Annotated in this window: 15 protein-coding genes and 1 tRNA gene; 12 read left to right on the top strand and 4 right to left on the bottom strand. The window is 70.8% G+C overall.

The genetic code is table 11. The features are described 5' to 3' along the window. Positions 1–49: 49 nt before the first annotated feature. The 3 genes from J2X26_RS16965 to J2X26_RS16955 form a co-directional block, all read right to left on the bottom strand. Positions 50–1204 carry an epoxide hydrolase family protein gene (locus J2X26_RS16965; RefSeq protein ID WP_307493882.1) on the bottom strand — a complete coding sequence of 385 codons (1155 nt, stop codon included), beginning with the start codon at positions 1202–1204 and terminating at the stop codon, positions 50–52. A 128-nt stretch (positions 1205–1332) separates the two neighbouring features. After that, a complete protein-coding gene (locus J2X26_RS16960; protein WP_307493881.1) occupies positions 1333–2865 on the bottom strand; it encodes a vWA domain-containing protein in 1533 nt (510 codons plus the stop codon). A gap of 589 nt (positions 2866–3454) precedes the next feature. Then, positions 3455–3676 carry a hypothetical protein gene (locus tag J2X26_RS16955; RefSeq protein ID WP_307493880.1) on the bottom strand — a complete coding sequence of 74 codons (222 nt, stop codon included), beginning with the start codon at positions 3674–3676 and terminating at the stop codon, positions 3455–3457. A 282-nt stretch (positions 3677–3958) separates the two neighbouring features. On the opposite strand from J2X26_RS16955, the gene J2X26_RS16950 reads away from it, so the two are divergent. From J2X26_RS16950 to J2X26_RS16900, 11 genes are all read left to right on the top strand, one after another. Then, positions 3959–4624 (top strand): helix-turn-helix transcriptional regulator, encoded by a 666-nt coding sequence (locus tag J2X26_RS16950; protein ID WP_307493879.1) that lies wholly within the window; start codon positions 3959–3961, stop codon positions 4622–4624. 343 nt (positions 4625–4967) lie between these two features. Next, on the top strand, positions 4968–5864 hold the full coding sequence (locus tag J2X26_RS16945) for an ABC transporter substrate-binding protein (RefSeq protein WP_307493878.1): 897 nt from the start codon (positions 4968–4970) through the stop codon (positions 5862–5864). Positions 5865–5994: 130 nt separating this feature from the next. Beyond that, positions 5995–7566 carry an FG-GAP repeat domain-containing protein gene (locus tag J2X26_RS16940; protein ID WP_307493877.1) on the top strand — a complete coding sequence of 524 codons (1572 nt, stop codon included), beginning with the start codon at positions 5995–5997 and terminating at the stop codon, positions 7564–7566. 145 nt (positions 7567–7711) lie between these two features. Then, a tRNA-Lys gene (locus tag J2X26_RS16935) sits at positions 7712–7784 on the top strand. A gap of 131 nt (positions 7785–7915) precedes the next feature. Continuing rightward, positions 7916–8515 (top strand): YdeI/OmpD-associated family protein, encoded by a 600-nt coding sequence (locus tag J2X26_RS16930; RefSeq protein ID WP_307493876.1) that lies wholly within the window; start codon positions 7916–7918, stop codon positions 8513–8515. Between the two features lie 154 nt (positions 8516–8669). Beyond that, positions 8670–11381 (top strand): S8 family serine peptidase, encoded by a 2712-nt coding sequence (locus J2X26_RS16925; RefSeq protein WP_307493875.1) that lies wholly within the window; start codon positions 8670–8672, stop codon positions 11379–11381. A gap of 220 nt (positions 11382–11601) precedes the next feature. Continuing rightward, on the top strand, positions 11602–11832 hold the full coding sequence (locus J2X26_RS16920; RefSeq protein ID WP_307493874.1) for a DUF7455 domain-containing protein: 231 nt from the start codon (positions 11602–11604) through the stop codon (positions 11830–11832). A 21-nt stretch (positions 11833–11853) separates the two neighbouring features. Next, the gene (locus J2X26_RS16915) at positions 11854–12423 is read left to right on the top strand and encodes a GNAT family N-acetyltransferase (RefSeq protein WP_307493873.1); all 570 of its coding nucleotides are present in this window, start codon (positions 11854–11856) and stop codon (positions 12421–12423) included. Continuing rightward, positions 12420–12983 (top strand): YqgE/AlgH family protein, encoded by a 564-nt coding sequence (locus tag J2X26_RS16910; RefSeq protein WP_307493872.1) that lies wholly within the window; start codon positions 12420–12422, stop codon positions 12981–12983. Before J2X26_RS16915 ends, J2X26_RS16910 begins: the two co-directional genes overlap by 4 nt. 57 nt (positions 12984–13040) lie before the next feature. Beyond that, positions 13041–13988 carry a DUF808 domain-containing protein gene (locus tag J2X26_RS16905; protein WP_307493871.1) on the top strand — a complete coding sequence of 316 codons (948 nt, stop codon included), beginning with the start codon at positions 13041–13043 and terminating at the stop codon, positions 13986–13988. A 153-nt stretch (positions 13989–14141) separates the two neighbouring features. Then, positions 14142–18536 (top strand): OmpL47-type beta-barrel domain-containing protein, encoded by a 4395-nt coding sequence (locus J2X26_RS16900; RefSeq protein ID WP_307493870.1) that lies wholly within the window; start codon positions 14142–14144, stop codon positions 18534–18536. Between the two features lie 45 nt (positions 18537–18581). On the opposite strand, the gene J2X26_RS16895 is transcribed toward J2X26_RS16900, so the two are convergent. Next, entirely contained in the window at positions 18582–19502 is a 921-nt protein-coding gene (locus tag J2X26_RS16895; protein ID WP_307493869.1) for an aldose 1-epimerase family protein, read from the bottom strand. A 75-nt stretch (positions 19503–19577) separates the two neighbouring features. Here J2X26_RS16895 and J2X26_RS16890 point away from each other — a divergent pair, with 75 nt between their 5' ends. Continuing rightward, complete coding sequence (locus J2X26_RS16890) at positions 19578–20801, top strand: cation:proton antiporter domain-containing protein (protein ID WP_307493868.1); 1224 nt, start codon at positions 19578–19580, stop codon at positions 20799–20801. The last annotated feature ends 119 nt before the right edge of the window (positions 20802–20920 follow it).

Here is a 20920-nt window from a genome sequence, read left to right as displayed (position 1 = left end):
GCAGGGCCGGCCGGCGGGATCGGCCAGCAGAGAACGGCCCCCGTTCGCGTCAGTGAGAGGAAGGGCGATCGGCTGATGCGCGAGGTCGGCGCAGGGGACGGAAGAACGCGCGGAGCTCGTCCACGAGGACGTCAGGGGCCTCGAGCGCCGCGAAGTGACCACCGCGGGTGTGCTCGGTCCATCGGACGAGGTGATGGTCGTGCGCGGCGGCCGTCCGGGTCATCGGGTCGGTCGGGAAGAGTGCGACGCCGGTCGGGACGCCGCTCGGGCCCGCCGGAGCAGGCGCCGCGACGCGGTTCTCGAAGTACAGGTCGGCGGACGTCGCGGCCGTCCCGGTGACCCAGTACAGGACGACGAGGTCCAGCGCGTCGTCGAGATCGACGTCCCCGAACGGCGGGCGGGCCGGGTCCGTCCAGTCGTGCAGCTTGTCGAGCACCCACGCGAGCTGCCCGACGGGCGAGTCCGCGAGCGCGTGGCCGAGCGTGTGCGGGCGGGTGGACTGCAGTGCGGCGTACCCACCGTCGGTCGTCGCCCGCTCCCTGCCGGCATCGACCCGGGCACGCTCGTCGGGCCGCTCTCCCGGCAGGTGCTCGGGCACGTCGAGGTTCCCGTGCACGTGGACGCCGATCACGCGCGCAGGATCCAGCCGCCCGACCCAGGGCGACACGACCGACCCCGCGTCCCCACCCGCCGCGCCGAACTGCTCGTACCCGAGCCGACCCATGACGGTCAGCCACGCCTGCGCGATCCGGACGTGGTCCCAGCCCGTCCCGGACAGCGGCGTCGAGAAGCCGGACCCGGGCAATGACGGTGCGACGACGTGGAAGGCGTCCGCCGGGTCGCCCCCGCTCCGGGCGGGATCCGTGAGCGGACCGACGAGGTCGAGGTGGTCGAGCACCGAGCCCGGCCAGCCGTGCGTGAGCAGCAGCGGGAGCGCGTCCGGCTCTGCGGAGCGAGCGTGCACCAGGTGGATCCGTTGGCCGTCGATCGTGGTGACGAGCTGAGGGACGGCCGCGAGCCGTCGCTCCACACGCGTCCAGTCGTAGGCCGTGAGCCAGTGGTCGACGACCTCGCGCACCACCCCGACGGGCACGCCCCGCGACCATCCGGTGCCGGGTACCTCCACCGACCAACGAGTGCGGCGCAGACGGTCCCGGAGGTCGTCCAGGACCTCGTCGTCGATCTCGACGGCGAACGACCTCACGCTCGACCTCCCACCGGCCGCTCCCGGCCGGTACCGCACGCGTCGCGCGCGGCACCGGCCGCCCTGTCTCCGGCAGTCTCCCCGTCGCCGCCCACACCCGCGGGCGTCACGTCGGGTGGAGCGTGGGTTCAGTCGGTGATCCGCTGATAGGTGTCGATCAGGGTGACGAACTCCGATCGCAGCCCGTAGCGGTCGTCGCCGAGGGCGGCCTCGGCGCGTTCGCGTGCCCGGGCGGGGTTGGCGTCCTCGGCGTGCGGTGAGCCGGTCACCGCGAGGGCGAACTCGACGACGGCGGACGCGAACCTGAAGTCGCTCGAGGGGTTGGCGGTGTAGGCGCTGGCCCTGGCGGGGAAGACGACCTCGGCGCTCGTGGTGTCGCCCGGGTTCTTGTAGCGCACGTGCACGGTCAGGAAGTCGCTGGAGTACCCGGACTCGACGTCCTGGTAGTCCAGGTCGTCGTCCTGCGAGACGCCCCGAGCCGGGACCAGCTCGTAGAACGCCGTCACGGCGTGCCCGGCTCCGACGTCGCCGGCGTCCTTGGTGTCGTCGTCGAACTCCTCGTCCTCCAGGCGACGGTTGTCGTAGCCCAGCAGCCGGTACTCGGCGACGGTCGCGGGGTTGAACTCGACCTGGACCTTGAGGTCCTGGGCGACGACGAACATCGTCGAGTCGAACTCGTCCACCAGGACCTTGCGGGCCTCGTCGAGGGTGTCGATGTACGCGTAGTTCCCGTTCCCGTGGTCGGCGATGGCTTCCATCGTGTTGTCCTTGAGGTTGCCCATCCCGAAGCCGAGCACCGAGATGTAGACCCCCGACTTGGCGTGCTCCTCGATCAGGTCGGTGAGCTGCTCGGGGGTGGACGGCCCGACGTTGAAGTCGCCGTCGGTCGCCAGGATGACGCGGTTGTTCCCACCCTCGACGAAGTTCCTCGCCGCCAGCTCGTACGCGGTCTGGAGGCCCTGCGCGCCACCGGTCGACCCCCCGGCCTGCAGCTCGCGCAGGATGCGCACCAGCGTGCCGCGCTGGTCGCCCGGCACCGAGTCGGCGAGCACCTGCTCGCTGCCGGCGTAGGTGACGATCGAGACGGTGTCGTCCTCGTCGAGCTGCTCGACCAACAGCTCGAACGAGTCGGCGAGCAGCGGCAGCTTGTTCGGCTCGTCCATCGAGCCGGACACATCCAGGAGGAACACGATGTTGTTGCCACGGCTCGTGGCCTTCGCGGCCGTGGCCTGCACGCCGATCATCGCCAGCTGGTGCTCGGGCGCCCACGGCGACTCCGCGATCTGCGTCGTGACGGTGAACGGGTCCACCGCACCCGGCTCCGGGGTGGCGTAGTCGTAGTCGAAGTAGTTGACCAGCTCCTCGATCCGGACCCCTTCCGGCGCGACGCCCTGGTTCAGCTGGCGGCGCAGGTTGCTGTACGACGCGGTGTCGACATCGGAGGCGAACGTCGACAACGGGCTGGTCGACACGTCCTGGAACGGCTGCTCCGGGGAGTCGTCGTACTCCTCCTGCTCGTCCAGCGGGACGTCGCGCCACTCTTCGGTCGCGAAGGAGTCGTCGTAGGCGATGCCCTGGTCGTAGGAGGCGTCGCTCGAGCCTCCCGAGCTGCAGGCACCGAGCGTGCCGACGACAGCGACCGCGGCCACGACAGCAACCACGCGGGTTCGCGTCTTTGCGCGAGCAGGCCGGTTCGCTGCAAACAGGTTGAATGACCGAGCGCGCATCGTTGCCTCCATTGTTCGAGGACTGAAGCGTCGCGGTCGGCAAGGGCCACGGCCAGCACGGGACGGTTACGCAACTGTCCCGTTCCAGTAACGAGGATCCCGTTCCGGTAACGATGCCAAATTGCAATCCGGGAACGCCGCCCAGCACGGACGAGGCTGCTATGACCAGGGGAGAAGGGCACTCCGGGGCCTCAGCTGCGGGCGATAGTGACAGACCCTCGGAGGCGATCAAAAAGCAACAACGGCTGCCAGAATCCCGCTCCAAGAACTGCGGGAATCGCAATTCTGCAATCGCCCTCGTCTGGGATTCCGACAAATCAAGGCAGACGCTCCCGCTGCACGGAGACGCTCTTTCGCGGTGCCGACGCCGCGGCGACCGGCTACTGCTGGACGCTTCGACGGTGCCACCCCGCCCCATCACCGCGCCCTGGCACGACCTCTCTGGTGCGTGGTGCGAGTCGCCGTCGCGCCCGGAGGGTCCCTCCGGCGGCTTCCATGACCGCCACTTCCTGCGGAAAGACCGTCACACGGCGTGCATCGCGCCCGGCACGTGCTGCGCGGGCCGGGGCGCGATCGGGACGACCGCGCCGGTGCCGGCCTCCGCGCAGGTGGCGGGTTGCCCGGACGCCAGGCCCGCCGTCGCCGCCTGACTCGACTGGTCGGCGCTGTACGCACCCGATCCGCCGAACGTGATGCACGCGAGCACCACCACTGCTCCTGCCGTCGCCCGCTCCAATGTCCTCATCGTCGTCGCCTCCTGGTGTCCTCGGGATCGGTTCTCCGGTCCCGCCGACGACCACCCTTCCCACGCCGGCTCGTCGCGGACATTCGCATCCGGGCGTATTACTGCCGCAGGGGCCTGGGTCTACCGTCGACGGAGGGAGAGGGAACCTGAGCGGAGGGGGCAACGATGGATCCCATCGGCCAGCTGCACGCGGGAGACGGCGACGCTCTCGTCCGGATCATCTCGGACGCGTACCACGACGACCCCGGGCCCGAGCTTCCGTGGGCACTGCTCGACGGGCTGGTGAACCTGCTGGGCCGCGACACTCTCCTCACCTACACGTGCTACGCGCCCGAGCATCTCCACGTGGATCGCGAGCAGGTGGTCTTCGACGCGGGCGAGCGCTGGTACTCGGACGAGACAGGCTTCGACGTGCCCGACGCTTGGTTCAGCGAGTGGTGGGCCGATCCGCTGTGCAGCTACCCCCAGCGCACTGGTGACCTGACCAGCGTGGTGATGACGACCGACTTCATCCCCACCATGGCAGCGAACGCCACCCGGCGGCTCAAGTTCGGCCTCGACGTCCAGACGCACATGGTGCTGTCCTTGCCTGCTCCGGCGGGCGTCGTTCGCAGGATCCTCTTCGCGAAGCGCGAGTGGCCCGGCTTCGACGAGCGGGATCGTCAGGTTGTCACTTTGCTGCGACCGCACGTGCAGGAGATCTGGCTCGACGCCGAACGCCGGCGGGCCGGTGTCCCCGAGCTGACGAACCGCGAGTGGGAGGTGCTCGCCCTGGTCGGTTCAGGGCTCAGCCACGCCGAGATCGCCGCGCGCCTGTTCGTCGCGGTCTCGACGGTGCGCAAGCACCTGGAGCACGTGCGCGAGCGGATGGGGGTGCACAGCGCCGCCACCGCCGCGTCCATCGCGCTGCCCCACGCGCCGACCGCACTTCGTCCACGGGCGCGGTGACGGCGTCGGACCTGTCGCTGAGGACAGGCGCCGACCGGACGCGCTCAGGTCGGGAGGGAGCAGTCCTCGGTGCTGTTCTTTCTCGGGGGTTCACCAGGGCGCTCCGCGCAGGTGAGGTGTTGCGCAGGGGTCGACCACTGCGCCCACCGGCGCGAGAACGACGATCCGCTTGCCGAATTGTCTGATTATGTGATAACGGCTCCGCACCGTACGATCGCGCGATTGCTCTCCCGCGTGCGCGGCACCTGATCGGTGCTGCGCACGCGGCTCCAGCCGAGAACCAGACGGCGCCCCACCCTGGCGCCGCGAGAGGTCCCCCGTGCGTAGTCCTCGCCTCGTCCTTGTGACCGCAGCCCTCGCGGCCGTGTCCGCCCTGCTCCTCACCGCGTGCGGCGGTGATGGCGGAAGCTCGAACACCGCCGTGCTGCCGGACGAGGGCAGCCCGCTCGGCGCGAGCGCCATCGTGAAGGTCGACAGCATCGCGGACCTGGTGCCCCGCGAGATCGCCGACAGAGGCACGCTCGTCGTCGGGTCGGACACCACGTACGCTCCGGCCGAGTACATGGACGTCGATGGCGTCACGCCCGTCGGCTACGACGTCGACCTCGCGAAGGCCATCGCCGTCGTGCTCGGGCTGGAGGCAGACGTCCGGACGGCCGACTTCTCCAGCATCATCCCGGAGGTCGGGTCCACGTATGACGTCGGCATCTCGTCGTTCACCATCAATGCCGAGCGTATGTCGCAGGTGAACATGGTCCAGTACCTCGAGGCCGGCGAGGCCTTCGCCGTCAGGAAGGGAAACCCTGAGGGGATCTCCCGCGACGACCTGTGCGGCGTGACCGTTGCCGTCCAGGCCGGCACGATCCAGGAGGAGGAGCTCGGCACACTCACGGAGGAGTGCGAGAGCGCCGGCAAGGAGTCGATCAGGCGGCTCTCGTTCGACACGCAGACTGAGGCGAACGACGCTCTGGTCGATGGCAAGGCCGACGTGACGTACGCGGACTCTCCGATCATCACCTACGCCGTCCTCATGTCGCGCCAGCTCGAGGTGCTCGGCGAGGCGTTCGCCACCGCCCCGCAAGGCATCGTCGTCTCGAAGGACGACCACGCGCTGACGACCGCGATCCAGAAGGCCGTGCAGGAGCTCATCGACAGCGGCGCGTACGGCAGGATCCTCACCAGCTGGTTGGTGAGCGCCAGTCAGGTCACCACGGCCGAGCTCAACCCCTCGGCCCCCTGACGTCAGAGCCGGCGCACATCGCCGGTGACAGGGACAGTCACCTGGCCGCGTGGTCCGCACCACCCTGACGACCCACTCGTAGGCCGCAGCTCCGTCTGGGAGGCTCAGTCAGGCGCGGAGGGGAGATCCCATGGGTTCCTGGACCCGCAGCGTGCGAGCGGCCGGGGCGATCGCCGTCGTCCTCTCGCTGTCCGCTTGTCCGGCGGGCGGTGATGCAGCGCCGAGCGCGGCCACGACTGCGTCCGACGACGAGGGCGTCGCTGTGAGCACGTCCGCGACGCTCACGGGAGCATGGCTCGACGCGACCGACGAGGCCATCGGTCCCACGGCGGACTACACGAACGGGGTCGAGCTCGCGGACCTCGACCTGGACGGGGACGTCGACCTGTTGTTCGCGAACGGGGGCGACTACACCACGCCGGGAGAGCCGGCCGTGAGCCGCGTGTTCCTCAATCGTGGCGACGGCACCTTCGAGGACGCCACCCAGGACGTCTTGGGCGAGACACCGGCCTTGACCCGTGTGATCAAGGTCGCCGACCTGGATGCGGACGGCGGTCCCGACATCGTCATGGGGACGACCTACGACACGCAGAGCCGTCTCCTCCTCGCTGACGGGTCCGGGGGCTGGGTCGACTCCACGGCCACGCACCTGCCGGCCGCCGGGCTGAGCGCGGGTGACCTCGAGCTGGGCGATGTCGACGCCGACAGCGACCTGGACATCGTCATCGCGGACTGGGGAGACGGGTCTCCGAGAGGGCCGGGCGGCCGGGTGGTGCTGTGGCTGAACGACGGCGCGGCCCACTTCACCGACGCGACGGCGGATCGGATGCCCCAGACGCTCGTGCGGTTCAGCTGGGACCTGGAGGCCGTCGACGTGGACAACGACTGGGACCTGGACCTCGCGGTGTCGTGCAAGCTCTGCCCGAGCAGCCTGCTCTACGTCAACGACGGCGCGGGCAGGTTCGACGACGTCACCTCAGGGCGGATGCCCGCCTTCAGCAACAACTACGAGTTCGCGCCGATCGACCTCGACGCCGACGGCTACCTCGACCTGGTCACGATCAACGACGGCGCGAAGAGCGACGCCGGGCCCGCCGAGCACGTGTTCCGCAACGACGGCGGACGGTTCGTCGACGCGACCGCCGACTGGTGGCCGACCGAGGCCAACCCGGGCTACGACGACGCCGTCGTCGTCGGCCTGGACGTCGAGTCCGACGGCGACGCCGACTTCCTGATCGGGTCCCTGGACGGCCCGGAGCGAGTCCAGATCAACGACGGCACGGGTCTGCTGACGCTCGCCCCGGACGTCGTCGACGCCGCACCATCACAGGGCACGTTGGGACTGGCACTCGCCGACCTCGACGGAGACGACCGCCCCGACCTCGTCGAGGCCCAGGGCGAGGTGCCCGGTCACTGGGCCGAGCACGTCTACCGTGCCACGGACGTCCTGGAGCCGGACACCGCTCCGCCGGTGGTGCGACCGCAGATCGTCGACGGGGTCGTCGTCGCCCGCGTGCACGACAGTCGCACTCCCAACCGGCCTCACGACTGGCGTTCGATCACGGCTCGGTGGACCGGCGACGAGCTGCCCATGACCTGGTACGGGGAGAACCTGTTCCGAGCCGACGTCCCGGACGACGCCCGAGCGGGGCAGGTGTGCGCGACTGACCGCGCCGGCAACCAGGCGTGCTCCGACTGGTGAGCGGCGAGCGAACCGCCCGGGACGACGCGCACGACGTGCCGGCGTCGCCTCCGGGGTGGATTTCATGATGGGATCCAGTCACGGAGAGTGCGCATCGAGCTACACGGGAGTTGCCCCAGGGTTCCCGGACCACACCGCATCCCCCGGGCCTCTAGCTCAATTGGCAGAGCAGCGGACTTTTAATCCGCGGGTTGTGGGTTCGATCCCCACGGGGCCCACCGACCCGCCTCGTGCTGGACGTTGTCCACGTGCAGGCGGCCCGGCCCATCGACCCGGGCGGGCCCACGAGGTCCAGGATGTCGTCGTCGAGCGTCCGGAGCCGTCACGCACCGAGTCCTAGGCTGCCGCCATGTCGATGGACCACACCGAGTCGGTGTTCTTCGAGGACGAGGCGGCGTTCGAGGCGTGGCTCGTCGAGAACGCCGCGAGCGCGTCGCACGTCTGGGTGCGGATGGCCAAGAAGGGCACCGGCGTCACGTCGATCGACTGGACCCACGCCGTCGACGTGGCGCTCTGCTTCGGCTGGATCGACGGCATCGCCCGGCGGCTCGACGACGAGTGGTACGTGCAGCGGTTCACTCCGCGGCGCGCGACGAGCGTCTGGTCGAAGATCAACCGCGAGCGCATCGAGCGACTCACCGCGGAAGCGCGGATGCGCCCGGCCGGCCTGGCCGAGGTGGAGAGGGCGAAGGCGGACGGCCGCTGGGCCGCCGCCTACGACAGCCCGGCCACGGCGGTGGTGCCTGACGACCTCGCCGCGGCCCTGGCCGTGCGCAACCTCACGGACGTCTTCGCCGCGCTGGACGGCCGCAACCGGTTCGCCTTCCTGGCACGCATCCAGACCGCGGTGCGCCCGGAGACCCGCGCCCGCCGCATCGAGCAGCTCACCGACGCCCTCGCTCAGGGCACGACCCCGCACCCGCCACAGAACAAGCGATCCGCCACCTAGCCCTCCGCCCTCGCGCTGCAGTCCCGGGGTGAAATGGACCGTGGAGCGTTGACTCGAAAGAGTGAATGGCGGATTGTCCCCTTTGTCCTGTTTTGGGCGGAGGGGGCGTCCTCGACGGCGAGGACCCCGCCTGCGACAGGCACAAGGGGGAACCATGAGTATCTTTCCGCGGCGGCTGGTGCACGGCACCGGCGTGCCCATGGAGCTGGACGACACCCGGCTCCTGATAGCAACCAAGGAGCCGATCAAGCAGGACGACCTGGCGGCGCGGCTCAAGCAGGCACGCGTCGTCCTCGAGGACGCAGGCGACGAGCAGGATGCCCGCCAGCTCGAGCGGATCAACCACACCGCCGATCGTTTCTGGATCCGGTCGGCCGACCGCGAGCCGCTCGACGAGGGGCGGATCGGGCTGCTGCGCGAGGTCCTGGGCGACGTGCTCGCGTGGATCGGTCCGGTGTACCGGCTCGGCGGCGGGCAGTCGCGGTCGATCGGGCGGAGCGCGCTGGTGGCGCCGCTGCCGCACGTCGTGCTGGTGCGGTTCCGGCGCGGGGTCGAGGGTCCGGTGGTCCGCGCGCTCACGTCGGCGGCCCGTGGCCTGAAGGTCACGGAGGACCGGGAGCGCTCGAAGTACCTGAACGGGCTGCGCTACTTCGTCATCGACGACCCCGCGCAGGTCAACGCCTACCAGCTGCGGGACCTGCTGCTGGAGGGCCAGCGGGAGCAGGTGGCCGACGTGCGCCTGGAGACGATGCCGATGGTCGTCCCGGCGGCGGTCATCCCGAACGACACGCTCTGGGCGCAGCAGTGGGACATGGTGCAGATCGAGGCTCCGGCGGGGTGGGACATCTCGACGGGGTCCGCGTCGGTCGTCGTCTGTGTGCTCGACGAAGGCTGCGACCTCACCCATCCCGACCTGGTGTTCGCGGGCACGGGGATCAACCTCGGGAGCATGTCCGGTGACGGCTCCCCCACGGGGTCGCACGGGACGGCGTGCGCCGGGATCGTCGCCGCGACGTTCAACAACTCGGCGGGAGTGGCCGGCGTGGCGGGATCCGCGCAGATCCTCCCCGCCGCGTTCGTGACGTGGAGCGACGCGGAGATCGCCGCCGGGATCAGCTGGGCGACCACCAACGGCGCCGACGTCATCAGCATGAGCTTCGGGGGGTACTACGTCGACCCGCTGATCGTCGACCCGTCCATCGTCGCGGCGGACGCCGCAGGGCTCGTCATGGCGGCGGCGACGCACAACTACGACAGCAACTCGATCACCTACCCGGCCACGCACCCTCTGGTGATCGGGGTCGGGGCCTCGGACCAGGTGGACGACCGCAAGTCACCGGCCAGCCCGGACGGCGAGACCTGGGGGTCGAACTTCGGCCCGGAGATCTCGGTGGTCGCGCCCGGCGTGCTCGTGCCCACCACGGACCGGCAGGGCGCCGACGGCTACAACGTCGACGGCTCCGGCGGGACGTGGGCCGGGGTGGTCTATCCCAGCTTCGGCGACGCCGCGGGCGACTACGTGACGGTGTTCGACGGGACGTCGGCGGCGACCCCGCACGTCGCGGGGCTCGCCGCGCTTCTGCTCAGCGAGTACCCGGGCCTCACCAACGCGGAGGTGCGCCGGATCATCGAGCGCACGGCCGACAAGACGGGCACGACGGCGTACGTCGAGACCGCCGGCTACGACAGCGGCACGTGGAACCAGAACATGGGCTACGGCCGGATCAGCGTCCGCAAGGCGCTGGACCTCGCCGACCTCATGATCCGCGACTGGCCCGGGGACACCGGGACGGAGCCGTCCGCGCCGAGCGGCGGCAACTTCTGGAACTTCGCGGACGTGGTCGTGCGGATCTTCGACGACGACGTCTTCGTCCCCAGCGACCCGCTGCAGTCGCAGAACCTGGAGATCGGCCAGACGAACTACCTGTACGTCCGGGTGCGCAACGTCGGTCCGCGCGAGGCCCGCAACGTCACGGTCGACGCCCGGCTCACCCCGTACGTCGGCACCCAGTTCGCCTACCCGACGGACTGGACGGCCGTGGACGGCACCCACCTGGCCCCGACCCCGATGTCCGCCACCTTCGCGACCATCCCGGCCGGTGGCGAGGAGATCGCCAAGTTCTCGATCTCCGCCGCGCAGGTGGAGGTCCTGCACTCGGAGGCCTGGCACCCGTGCGTGGTCACCTCCGTGAACGCCGACAACGACTACGCGTTCGCGACGGCGGCCTTCGTCTCCAACCCCGTCGTCACGCGGATCGGCAACCTCGCGCAGCGGAACCTGTCGCTGATCAACGTGCTGGCGGACACCGGGGCGGCGTTCCCGTTCCTGGCCGGGAACGCGCTCAACACCGACCGGTTCCTCGAGCTCGTGATCAACCGGACGGCTCTGCCCAGGGCCGCGACGCTCGTGCTCGATCTCGACGGTGCCAACGTGTACTTCCCCGAGGTCGACGTCGACGCCCACGTGCCGGGTGGCGGGGGCGGCGGCGGGGGTCACGACGGGTGCAGCAGCGGCCTGGTGTTCCTGGACCGCACGCGGGTGCGGACCCGGTTCGGGTGCTGCGAGGGCGTGCTCACCCTGGAGAAGGGATCGCGCTTCGACTGCGTCGACAAGCGCCGGGTCCGGGACGTCTCGGTGAAGGGCGGCGACGTCGTGGTGCGCGGTGGGAAGCGGTTCGCCCTGATCACCGACGACATCGCGGTCGTCCGGATCGAGAAGGCGGCCGGACAGCTCCTGCCGCTCGTGCTCGAGGCGCGGCTGCCCGCCGGCGTCGAGGCCGGCCGGCAGCTGGAGGTGTCGGTCGCCCAGCGCGACGAGTCCGGCCAGGTGGTCGGCGGCGCGTCGGGGCTGTTCATCACCGCGTGAGCCGAGGAAGGGCCCGTGACCTGCGTCGCCGCAGGTCACGGGCCCTTCTCCTGCGCGGGGTATCTCCGGTCTCCGATCCCGGCCCCTCCAGGTGAGGCAGTTCACCGCAGAGCGAACACCCAACGGGATGGACTGTCGGGGACCGATGGTTCGGATGAGCAGCACACGCGGAGCCCGCCCCGGCGAGCGCCGCCCACTCCAGCGAGACGAGGTATCCGCCATGACCGCTCTCACCGTCGACACCCTCGCCCCCGAGCTCACCCGGCAGGACCGCTGCGACCGCTGCGGCGCGCAGGCGTTCGTCAAGGCGACCCTCCCCACGGCCGACGGGCTCGAGCTGCTCTTCTGCGGCCACCACTTCCGCGCCCACGAGCTCAAGCTGGTCGCGGCCGGCGCGACGATCCAGGACGAGCGGCACCGCATCGACGAGCAGGCACCTGAGCGCGTCTGAGTCGTTCCGTAGCCTGGGGGGATGGCCATCGAGGTGCTCCCCGCCGTCGGGCGGTACGACGACTTCTTCGAGGTCGTCGGCGTGAAGAAGCCGGGCGGGGCCGGGTGCTGGTGCATGGCGTACCGGGACAGCCGCGTGCCCAACGACGAGCGTGCGCAGTACATGCGCGACGAGTGCGCCACCGACCCGGGACCCGGGGTGCTGGCGTACGTGGACGGTGAGGTGGCGGGCTGGTGCTCGGTCGCTCCCCGGAACAGCTACCGCCGGCTGATGGGGTCGCGGACCATCCCGTTCGTCGACGAGCGGGACGCCTGGAGCATCGTGTGCTTCGTGGTCCGGCCCGCGTTCCGGCGCCGGGGACTGATGCACGAGCTCCTCGAGGGGGCGGTCGCGCACGCCGCCGAGCGGGGCGCCGAGGTGGTCGAGGGGTACCCCGTCACCGTCGCGGGCGGTGACCGGGTGGACGTCATCTCCGGGTACGTGGGGACGAGCCGCCTGTTCGAGGCGGCGGGGTTCACGCAGGCGGCCGAGACGACCGGGCACAGTGGTGGTCGGCCGCGCGTGGTCATGCGGCGGGAGGTGCGTGGATGACCGACGACGCAGCGCTGCGCGGCCGGCTCCTCGTCGCGACCCCCCGCCTGCGCGAGCCCACGTTCCACCGGACGGTCATCCTGCTGCTCGACCACGGCGAGGAGGGCGCGATCGGGGTCGTGCTCAACCGTCCGTCGACGGTGGACGTCGGCGTCGTCCTGCCCGACTGGCAGGAGCACGTGAGCGACCCGCCGCGCCTGTTCCACGGAGGACCCGTCGGCCTGGACGGTGCGATGGGCGTCGCGGCACTCCCCCACGGCACGGGCCTGTCGCCGGAGGTCGACCGTGTGACGGGCCGGTTCGGCCTGGTGGACCTGGACGCGGAGCCGACGTCGGTGGCACCCCACGTGGGTGGCGTCCGGGTGTTCGCCGGGCACGCGGGGTGGGGCGCGGGGCAGCTGGAGGACGAGCTGGCCGAGCGTGCCTGGTACGTCGTCGACGCGGTCCCGGACGACGTGCTGACGGCGGAGCCGGAGAAGCTGTGGCGGAAGGTGCTGCGGCGCCAGGGCGGCGACCTCGCGATCGTGTCGACGTTCGCGGAGGACGCCAGCCTGAACTGAGACGCTTGCTGTGTCAGGATCGCCCGAGCACCCGGCAGGACCTACGAGGGAGAACTGATGGCTGGCGGTCTGGCCGCGCTTCTGGACGACATCGCCGCGCTGGCGAAGCTCGCGGCGGCGTCGGTCGACGACGTGGGCGCTGCGGCGGGCCGGGCGAGCGCGAAGGCGGCGGGCGTCGTCATCGACGACACGGCCGTGACCCCGCGCTACGTGCACGGGTTCCAGCCGCAGCGCGAGCTGCCGATCGTCCGCAAGATCGCGTTCGGGTCGCTGCGCAACAAGCTGCTGTTCATCCTCCCGGCGGCCCTGCTGCTCAGCCAGTTCCTGCCGTGGCTGCTCACCCCGATCCTCATGGTCGGCGGGACGTACCTGGCATACGAGGGTGCGGAGAAGATCTGGGAGCTGGTCTCCGGGCACGCCAAGGAGCACACGACCACCCCGGTGGCCGTCCAGGGCGAGGACACCGAGAAGTCGATGGTGCGCGGAGCGATCCGCACCGACTTCATCCTGTCGGCCGAGATCATGGTGATCGCGCTCAACGAGGTCGCCGACGAGCCGTTCCTGTCCCGCACGATCATCCTGGCCGTCGTCGCGCTGGCGATCACCGTCCTCGTCTACGGCGTCGTCGGGCTCATCGTGAAGATGGACGACATCGGTCTGCACCTCGCGGAGCGCCGCAACGGAGCGGTCGCCGCGATCGGCCGCGGGCTGGTCCGCGCGATGCCGAAGGTGCTCTCGGTCCTGTCGACGGTCGGCATCGTCGCGATGCTCTGGGTCGGCGGGCACATCCTCCTCGCCGGGGTCGACGAGCTGGGCTGGCACGCGCCGTACGAGCTCCTGCACCACCTGGAGGAGGCCGTGGCCGTCGTTCCCGGCGTCGGTGGCTTGCTGGCCTGGCTGGTGGACACCCTCGGCTCGGCCCTGGTCGGGCTCGTGGTGGGTGCCGTGGTCGTCGGCATCCTGCACCTCATCCCGAAGCGCAAGAAGGCCGAACCCGCACACTGAGGGTCGAACTCTTTCGGTAAACGTTGTAAAGCGCTCTTGCCGGACATCGCCCCCTCCCCCTATGGTCGTCGGACACCGGGATGTTAGCGCTCACATCGGGCGCGACGGAGTCCTGGACGAGGCGCACGACGACGTGCGCGCAGGGAGGCAGCCATGCCCGTCGCACTGTCGCGACAGACCAGCAGGACCCGTCCGCACCGCCGTCGTCTGGGGCTCCGCGCCGCGCTCGCGGTGGCCCTCGTCGTGCCCCTGGGCGCGACCGTCGTCGCACCCGCGAGCGCCGCACCGCCCGTGCCCGACGGCGCCTGGACCGACGGCTTCGACGCAGCGACGCTCGACCCCCGCTGGACCGCCGTCAACGACGAGCCCACCGCCCGGTCCCTGACCACCACCCCCGGCGCGCTGACGCTGACCGCGCTGCCGGGCGACACGTGGCAGGGCAACAACTCGGCGCGCAACGTCATGACGCTCGACATTCCCGACGGCGACTTCTCGATCTCCGTCAACGTGCAGGCACCGGTCACGAAGACCTTCCAGGGCGCGGGTCTCATCGCGTACCAGGACCTCGACAACTACGTGCGCTCCGGCCTGACGTTCGTCGGCGGGATCACGCCGTCGGGGGTCGCCATCGAGAACGACATCGAGACCGCGGCCATCTTCGCAGCCGACCACTTCGAGGACCGGCCCGGGTCGACGGCCGAGACCCTGCGGCTGTCGCGCACAGGGAGCACCGTCACCACCGCACGCTGGGACGAGCCGACGTCGGCCTGGGTCGACGTGAGCTCCGTCGAGGTCACGTTCCCCATCGAGCACGTGGGCCTGTACGCGCTCGGTGCGCAGGACGGCACGACGTTCCCGGCGGTGTTCGACGACGTCGCGCTGGTGGCGTCGCCCGGTGAGGACGTCGTGCCCGAGGGGCCGTTCACGCTGCGGGCACCGGGGACCGCCCCGCACCTGACCACCGATGCGGACGACGCGATCGTCGTCGTCCAGCAGCGGCCGGGCGACGCGTTCGTGCTGGAGGCGACCGAGGTCGCCGGCGGTCTGACGCTCACCACCGGTGACCGCTCACTCACCGTGCTGCCCGACGGCCGGCTCGCCCTGGGTGACGAGCCCACCGTGCTCCGGCTCACGGAGGCCGGCGGCGGCACGCTGCACCTCACGCTGGCCGACGGCTCGCAGGCCATAGGCATCGTCGACGGAGCACTCGTCCTGGGCGACCCCGGGGATGCGGCCGGGTTCGTGCTCGAGCCGTTCACGCTGGGCGAGGGCACGACCATCGAGATCGACGGCGACGGGACCGACGCCGAGATCTCCGACCGCCTGTACGGGATCTTCTACGAGGACATCAACTACGCCGCGGACGGCGGCCTGTATGCCGAGCTGGTGCGCAACCGCTCGTTCGAGTTCACCACCGCCGACAACGGCAGCTTCACGGGCCTGACCTCGTGGGACGTCCTCGACCGCAGCGGCGCGGGCACCACCGTCACGGTCGTCGACGACGCCGGCCGGCTCAACCCCACCAACCGCAACCGGGCCGTCCTCGTAGCCGCCGCGGCGGGCGACGGGCTGCGCAACGCCAGCTACAACTCCGGTGTCGCGGTCCAGGACGGTGCGTCCTACGACGCGAGCATCTGGGTGCGCACCACCACGCCGCAGGAGCTGACCCTGGCCGTCGAGAACGGCACGGAGACTGTCGCCTCCGGCACCGTCGACGTCGACGGCTCGGACGTCTGGAAGAAGTACGAGGTCACGCTGACCGCGAGCGCGACCACCGACGCAGGTCGGTTCGTCGTGCTCGCCGGTGCGACCTCCACGCTGCACCTCGACCAGGTGTCGCTGTTCCCGCAGGACACCTGGGTCGGCCCGGTCAACGGGAAGTCCCCGCTGCGCAAGGACCTCGCCGAGAAGATCGCGGCGCTCGACCCGTCCTTCCTGCGCTTCCCCGGCGGCTGCGTGACCAACGTGGGCACGTTCCGCACGTACGAGGAGTCGGGCTACACCGACCGGCGCCGCACGTACCAGTGGAAGGAGACCATCGGCCCGGTGGAGGAGCGCGCCACCAACTGGAACTTCTGGGGCTACAACCAGTCGTACGGCATCGGCTACCTGGAGTACCTGGAGCTGGCCGAGGACCTCGGGTCCGTCCCGCTGCCCGTGCTCTCGGTCGGCGCCAACGGCTGCGGGAGCAGCATCCCGGAGATGACCGACCCCGCCATGATCGACCGGTGGGTGCAGGACACGCTCGACCTCATCGAGTTCACCACCGGCGACGTGTCGACGACGTGGGGTGCCGAGCGCGCCGCGCTGGGTCACCCGGAGCCGTTCGAGCTGCCGTACATCGGGCTCGGCAACGAGGAGAACACCACCACGTTCGAGGCCAACTTCCCGGAGTTCCGGGACGCGATCGTGGCGGCCTACCCGGACATCAAGATCATCTCCAACTCCGGCCCGGACGACACCGGCGCACGCTTCGACGCCCTCTGGGAGTTCAACCGTGAGCAGGACGTGGACCTGGTCGACGAGCACTACTACAACGACCCGAGCTGGTTCCTCACCAACACCGAGCGCTACGACTCCTACGACCGTGCAGGTCCGCACGTGTTCCTCGGCGAGTACGCCTCGCGCGGCAACACGTGGTGGAACGGTCTGACCGAGGCCGCGTACATGACGGGCCTGGAGCGCAACGGCGACCTGGTCGAGCTCGCGTCCTACGCGCCTCTGCTGGCCAACGAGTCGTACGTGCAGTGGTCGCCGGACGCGATCTGGTTCGACAACGACGAGTCCTGGTCCAGCGCCAACTACTGGGTCCAGCACCTGTTCTCCACCAACGTCGGCGACCAGGTGGTGCCCAGCACGCTGACCACCCCGTCGGTCGAGCCGAAGCCCCTGGACGGCGGTGTGTTCCTGTCCACGTGGGCCACCTCCGCGGCCTACGACAACGTCCGGGTCACGGCGAACGACGGCGGTGAGGTCCTGTTCGAGGACGACTTCGCCGACGCGTCCGCGTGGTCGCCGCAGACGGGCGACTGGTCGGTGGTGAACGGCGAGTACGTGCAGTCCAGCACCGTCACGACCGACGCCCGCAGCATCCCGACGGGCACCTACGAGCAGGGCTGGAGCGACTACACGCTCGAGCTCGACGCCCGCAAGACGGCCGGCGCCGAGGGCTTCCTGGTCGGCTTCTCCGCGGGCGGTCCCAGCGACTACTTCTGGTGGAACCTGGGCGGCTGGAACAACACCCGCCAGGCGCTGCAGAAGGCGGACGGCGGCGGTGCCGGTGAGGTGAAGGCGGTCGAGGGCCACAGCATCGCGACCGGCCAGACCTACCGGGTCAAGGTCGTGGTCCAGGACCGGCACATCGAGCTGTACCTCGACGGGGTGCTGCAGATGTCCTACGACGACCCGGCGCCCGCCGCCGACGTCTTCCAGGTGGTCACCCGCGACGAGGACAGCGGCGACATCGTCGCCAAGGTCGTCAACGTCTCGGCCGTCACGCAGCGCACCCAGGTGGAGGTCGCCGACGTGGAGATCGCCCCGACGGGCTCGGTCACGGAGATCGTCGCGCCGCCCGGGGCGACGAACACCAAGGCCGCACCGAGCACGGTCGAGCCCGTGACCCGGGAGCTCGGCGGGCTGTCGTCGTCGTTCACGTACGACCTCCCGCCGTACTCGGTCACGTTCCTGACCCTGCACACCGTGCCCGAGGACACGGTGGCACCGACGGTCGACTCGCTCCTGGTCACCCCCGACCCGGTGGGCGACTGGCGCGCGGCTCCGGCCACCGTCGTGGCCACCGCGTCCGACGACCGCGCGGTCGCCACGCTCGAGACGTCCGTCGACGGCGGCGCGTGGACGGCGTCCCCGGACCCGACGACCGTGTCGGTGCAGGTCGACGGCCACGGCGAGCACACCGTCGCAGTCCGCGCGACGGACGCCGCGGGCAACGTGTCCGAGGACCGCTCGGTCACCTTCCGGCTCGACGCGATCGCCCCGGCGACGTCGGCGAGCGTGGACACCCAGCGGCGGCTCACGCTCACCGCGACCGACCAGGGTTCGGGGGTCGACCGGATCGAGTACCGGGTCGGCGTCGGGATCTGGACCACCTACACCGCACCGGTGCAGGTCGGTGCTGCGGCCACGACGGTCGAGCACCGGGCGGTCGACAAGGTCGGGAACGTGGGCCCGACGACGAGCACGACCGTCCCGGCCGCGAACGCCGTCCGCTCGACGACGTCGGTGACGTTCGAGCCGCACGTCGTCCGGCGAACCACGCAGGCCACGGTCGTCGCGACGGTCAGGGCCCAGAAGGGCGACGCACCGACCGGTGAGGTGACCACGACGGTCCGCACGGCCCGGGTGCACGGCGACGGCCCGATCGTCGCGCAGGTCACCGGCACCCTGACGCCCGGCCCGAAGAAGGCGTCGGTCGCCCGGCTCCGGCTGTCGCGCCTGCCCGTCGGGATCTACGTGGTCGAGACGACGTACGCGGGGTCACCGACGGTCCAGGCGTCGTCCGACCGCAAGGTGCTGGTCGTCCTGCCGTGACGGGCGGGGGCGGCCGGACCCCTCACCGGCCGCCTCCGTCGCACGTCAACCTGCAGCGAGCCCCCAGGTGCCGGTCCAGGACTCCCCCGGCGCGAGCGTGACCAGGTCCGCGCCGGACCGGAACGCGTGGGGTGGGCACGTCATCGGCTCGACGGCCACGGCCTGCCGTCGCCGCTCGACCGGGAGCACGCCGTCGCCCGAGTAGACCATCAGGTACCCGAAGGACTCGTCGACCCACAGCCGCACGCCCTGGGCGCTCGCCGGGTCGAGCAGGTGGACGACTGCGCGCCCGTCGGCGCCCCGCGCGAGGTCGCCGAACACGGTGTCCAGCACCGTGGAGCCCACGGCCCGCCCGGAGCGGAAGTCGAGCGGGGTGCCCGTCACGTCGACCGGCACCGGTCGTTCGTCGCGGTCGTCGGGCACCGGGGAGTGGGTGCCGGCGGGCACCAGCATCTCCAGGCCGTCGACCGCGGCGCCCAGACCCAGGTACGGGTGGAACCCCATGCCGAACGGGGCGGGCTCCGTGCCGGTGTTCGTCGCGGACGACGCGACCCGGAGGCCGTCGTGGTCGAGGTGGTACCCGACCTGCAGGCTCAGCTCCCACGCGTACCCCGGCTGCGGCCGCAGCACGCAGGCGAGCACGACGTCGTGCTCGGTGAAGGACACCTCGGTCCAGTCCAGCCAGCGGACCATGCCGTGGATGGCGTTGCCGCGCTCCGGCTCGTCCATCGCGACCTGGCACGTGCGTCCGCCGAACGTGTAGCGGCCGTCCGCGATCCGGTTCGGGAAGGGCGCGAGCACCTGCCCCCGCCCGTCCGGCGACCGCTCGGACTCCGCGAAGCCGTCGAGCACGGCCCGACCGTCGAGGGTGCACTGACGCAAGCCGGCCCCCACCTGCGTGACGACCGCCTCGTGGTCGCCCGCCATGATGCGGTACTGCCGCCCGGACGGTGGGGTGCCGCTCATGTGGTCTCCTCTGCGCGCCGTTCAGGCCTCGTGTCCAGGCCACCCGCCAACGTAGCCGACGACACAATGGCGGTCATGGAGCTCGGGTTCACCGCCGGTATCGCCGCGATCGTCCTGCTCGGTGTGCTGGGCCAGCTCCTCGGCCACGCCGTGCGCGTCCCGTCGATCATCGTGCTGCTCGCTCTCGGGCTGCTGGCCGGACCGGTCCTCGGACTGGTGGACCCCGACGCGCTCCTCGGCGACGCCCTGTTCCCCCTGGTGTCGATGGCCGTCGGGCTGCTGCTGTTCGAGGAGTCCCTCAAGCTCGACTTCCGCCGGCTGCACGGCGGAGCACGGCGGCCGGTGCTCGGGCTGGTCACCACCGGCGCCGTCGTCACCGGCGTCTGCGCCACCGTGCTCGCCCAGCTGGTGTTCGACCTGCCGTTCAGCCGGGCGGCGGTGATCGGCGCGATCCTCATCGTGTCCGGCCCGACCGTCGTCGGGCCGCTGCTCGCGGTGATCCGGCCGAAGCAGCCGCTCGAGTCGGTCCTGGCGTTCGAGGGGATCTTCATCGACCCGATCGGCGCCACGGTCGCGCTGAGCATGGTCCATCTCGCGCTGCACAACAGCGGTGTCGGGCTCGGCACCACGGCCGTCGTGGGCATCCTCACCGGACTCGTCGCCGCCGCGGTGTACCTGGTGGTCGTCCGGTTCGGGCGCGTCCCGTCGTCCACGCACGTGGCGCTCGGGGTGGCCGTCGCGCTCGCGGCGTTCGCGGCCGCGGAGTCCGTCGGTGAGGAGTCCGGGCTCTGGGCGACGACGGCGCTGGGGGTCGCGCTGGCCAACCAGACGTGGGTGAGCCTGGAGGCGCTGCACGAGTTCGGCAGCCACGTGGGGATGCTCCTGATCGGCTCGCTCTTCATCGTCCTGTCGGCCCGGATCGACCTCGACGCTCTCGTCCGTTACACGTCGGGAACGCTGGTCCTGCTCGTGTTCCTGGTGCTCGGCGTCCGGCCGCTCGCCGCCGGGCTCGCCACGATGCGCACCGTGCTGTCCCGGCGGGAGCGCGCGATGGTCGCCTGGATGGCCCCACGCGGCATCGTCGCGGCGTCCACGGCGAGCGTCTTCGCGTTGCAGTTCGATGACGCCGGCAAGCCCTTCCCGGCGCTCGTCCCGATCGTCTTCGGCGTCGTCCTGTTCACGGCGATCGTCTACGGGGGCACAGGTCCCCTGGTCGCACGCCTGCTGGGTGTGCGAGCGGCCGAGCTCGAGCCGATGGACGACGACGGTGTCCCCCGGGAAATACCTGACCGATCGTGATCATCCCGAGATGTGGATGTTACTTACCGGTAAGACCCTCGTGATGCCCGACACATCTGTGTGCTACCCATAGCCCACTGAGAAACAGCCGACGGGTCCGTTCTGACGCGCGCCCGCGG

The organism is Cellulomonas humilata, assembly GCF_030814415.1.
Classification (GTDB): Bacteria; Actinomycetota; Actinomycetes; order Actinomycetales; family Cellulomonadaceae; genus Cellulomonas; species Cellulomonas humilata_A.
Note: the sequence above shows the minus strand (reverse complement) of the source record. Positions and strands in the feature narration are given on the sequence as shown.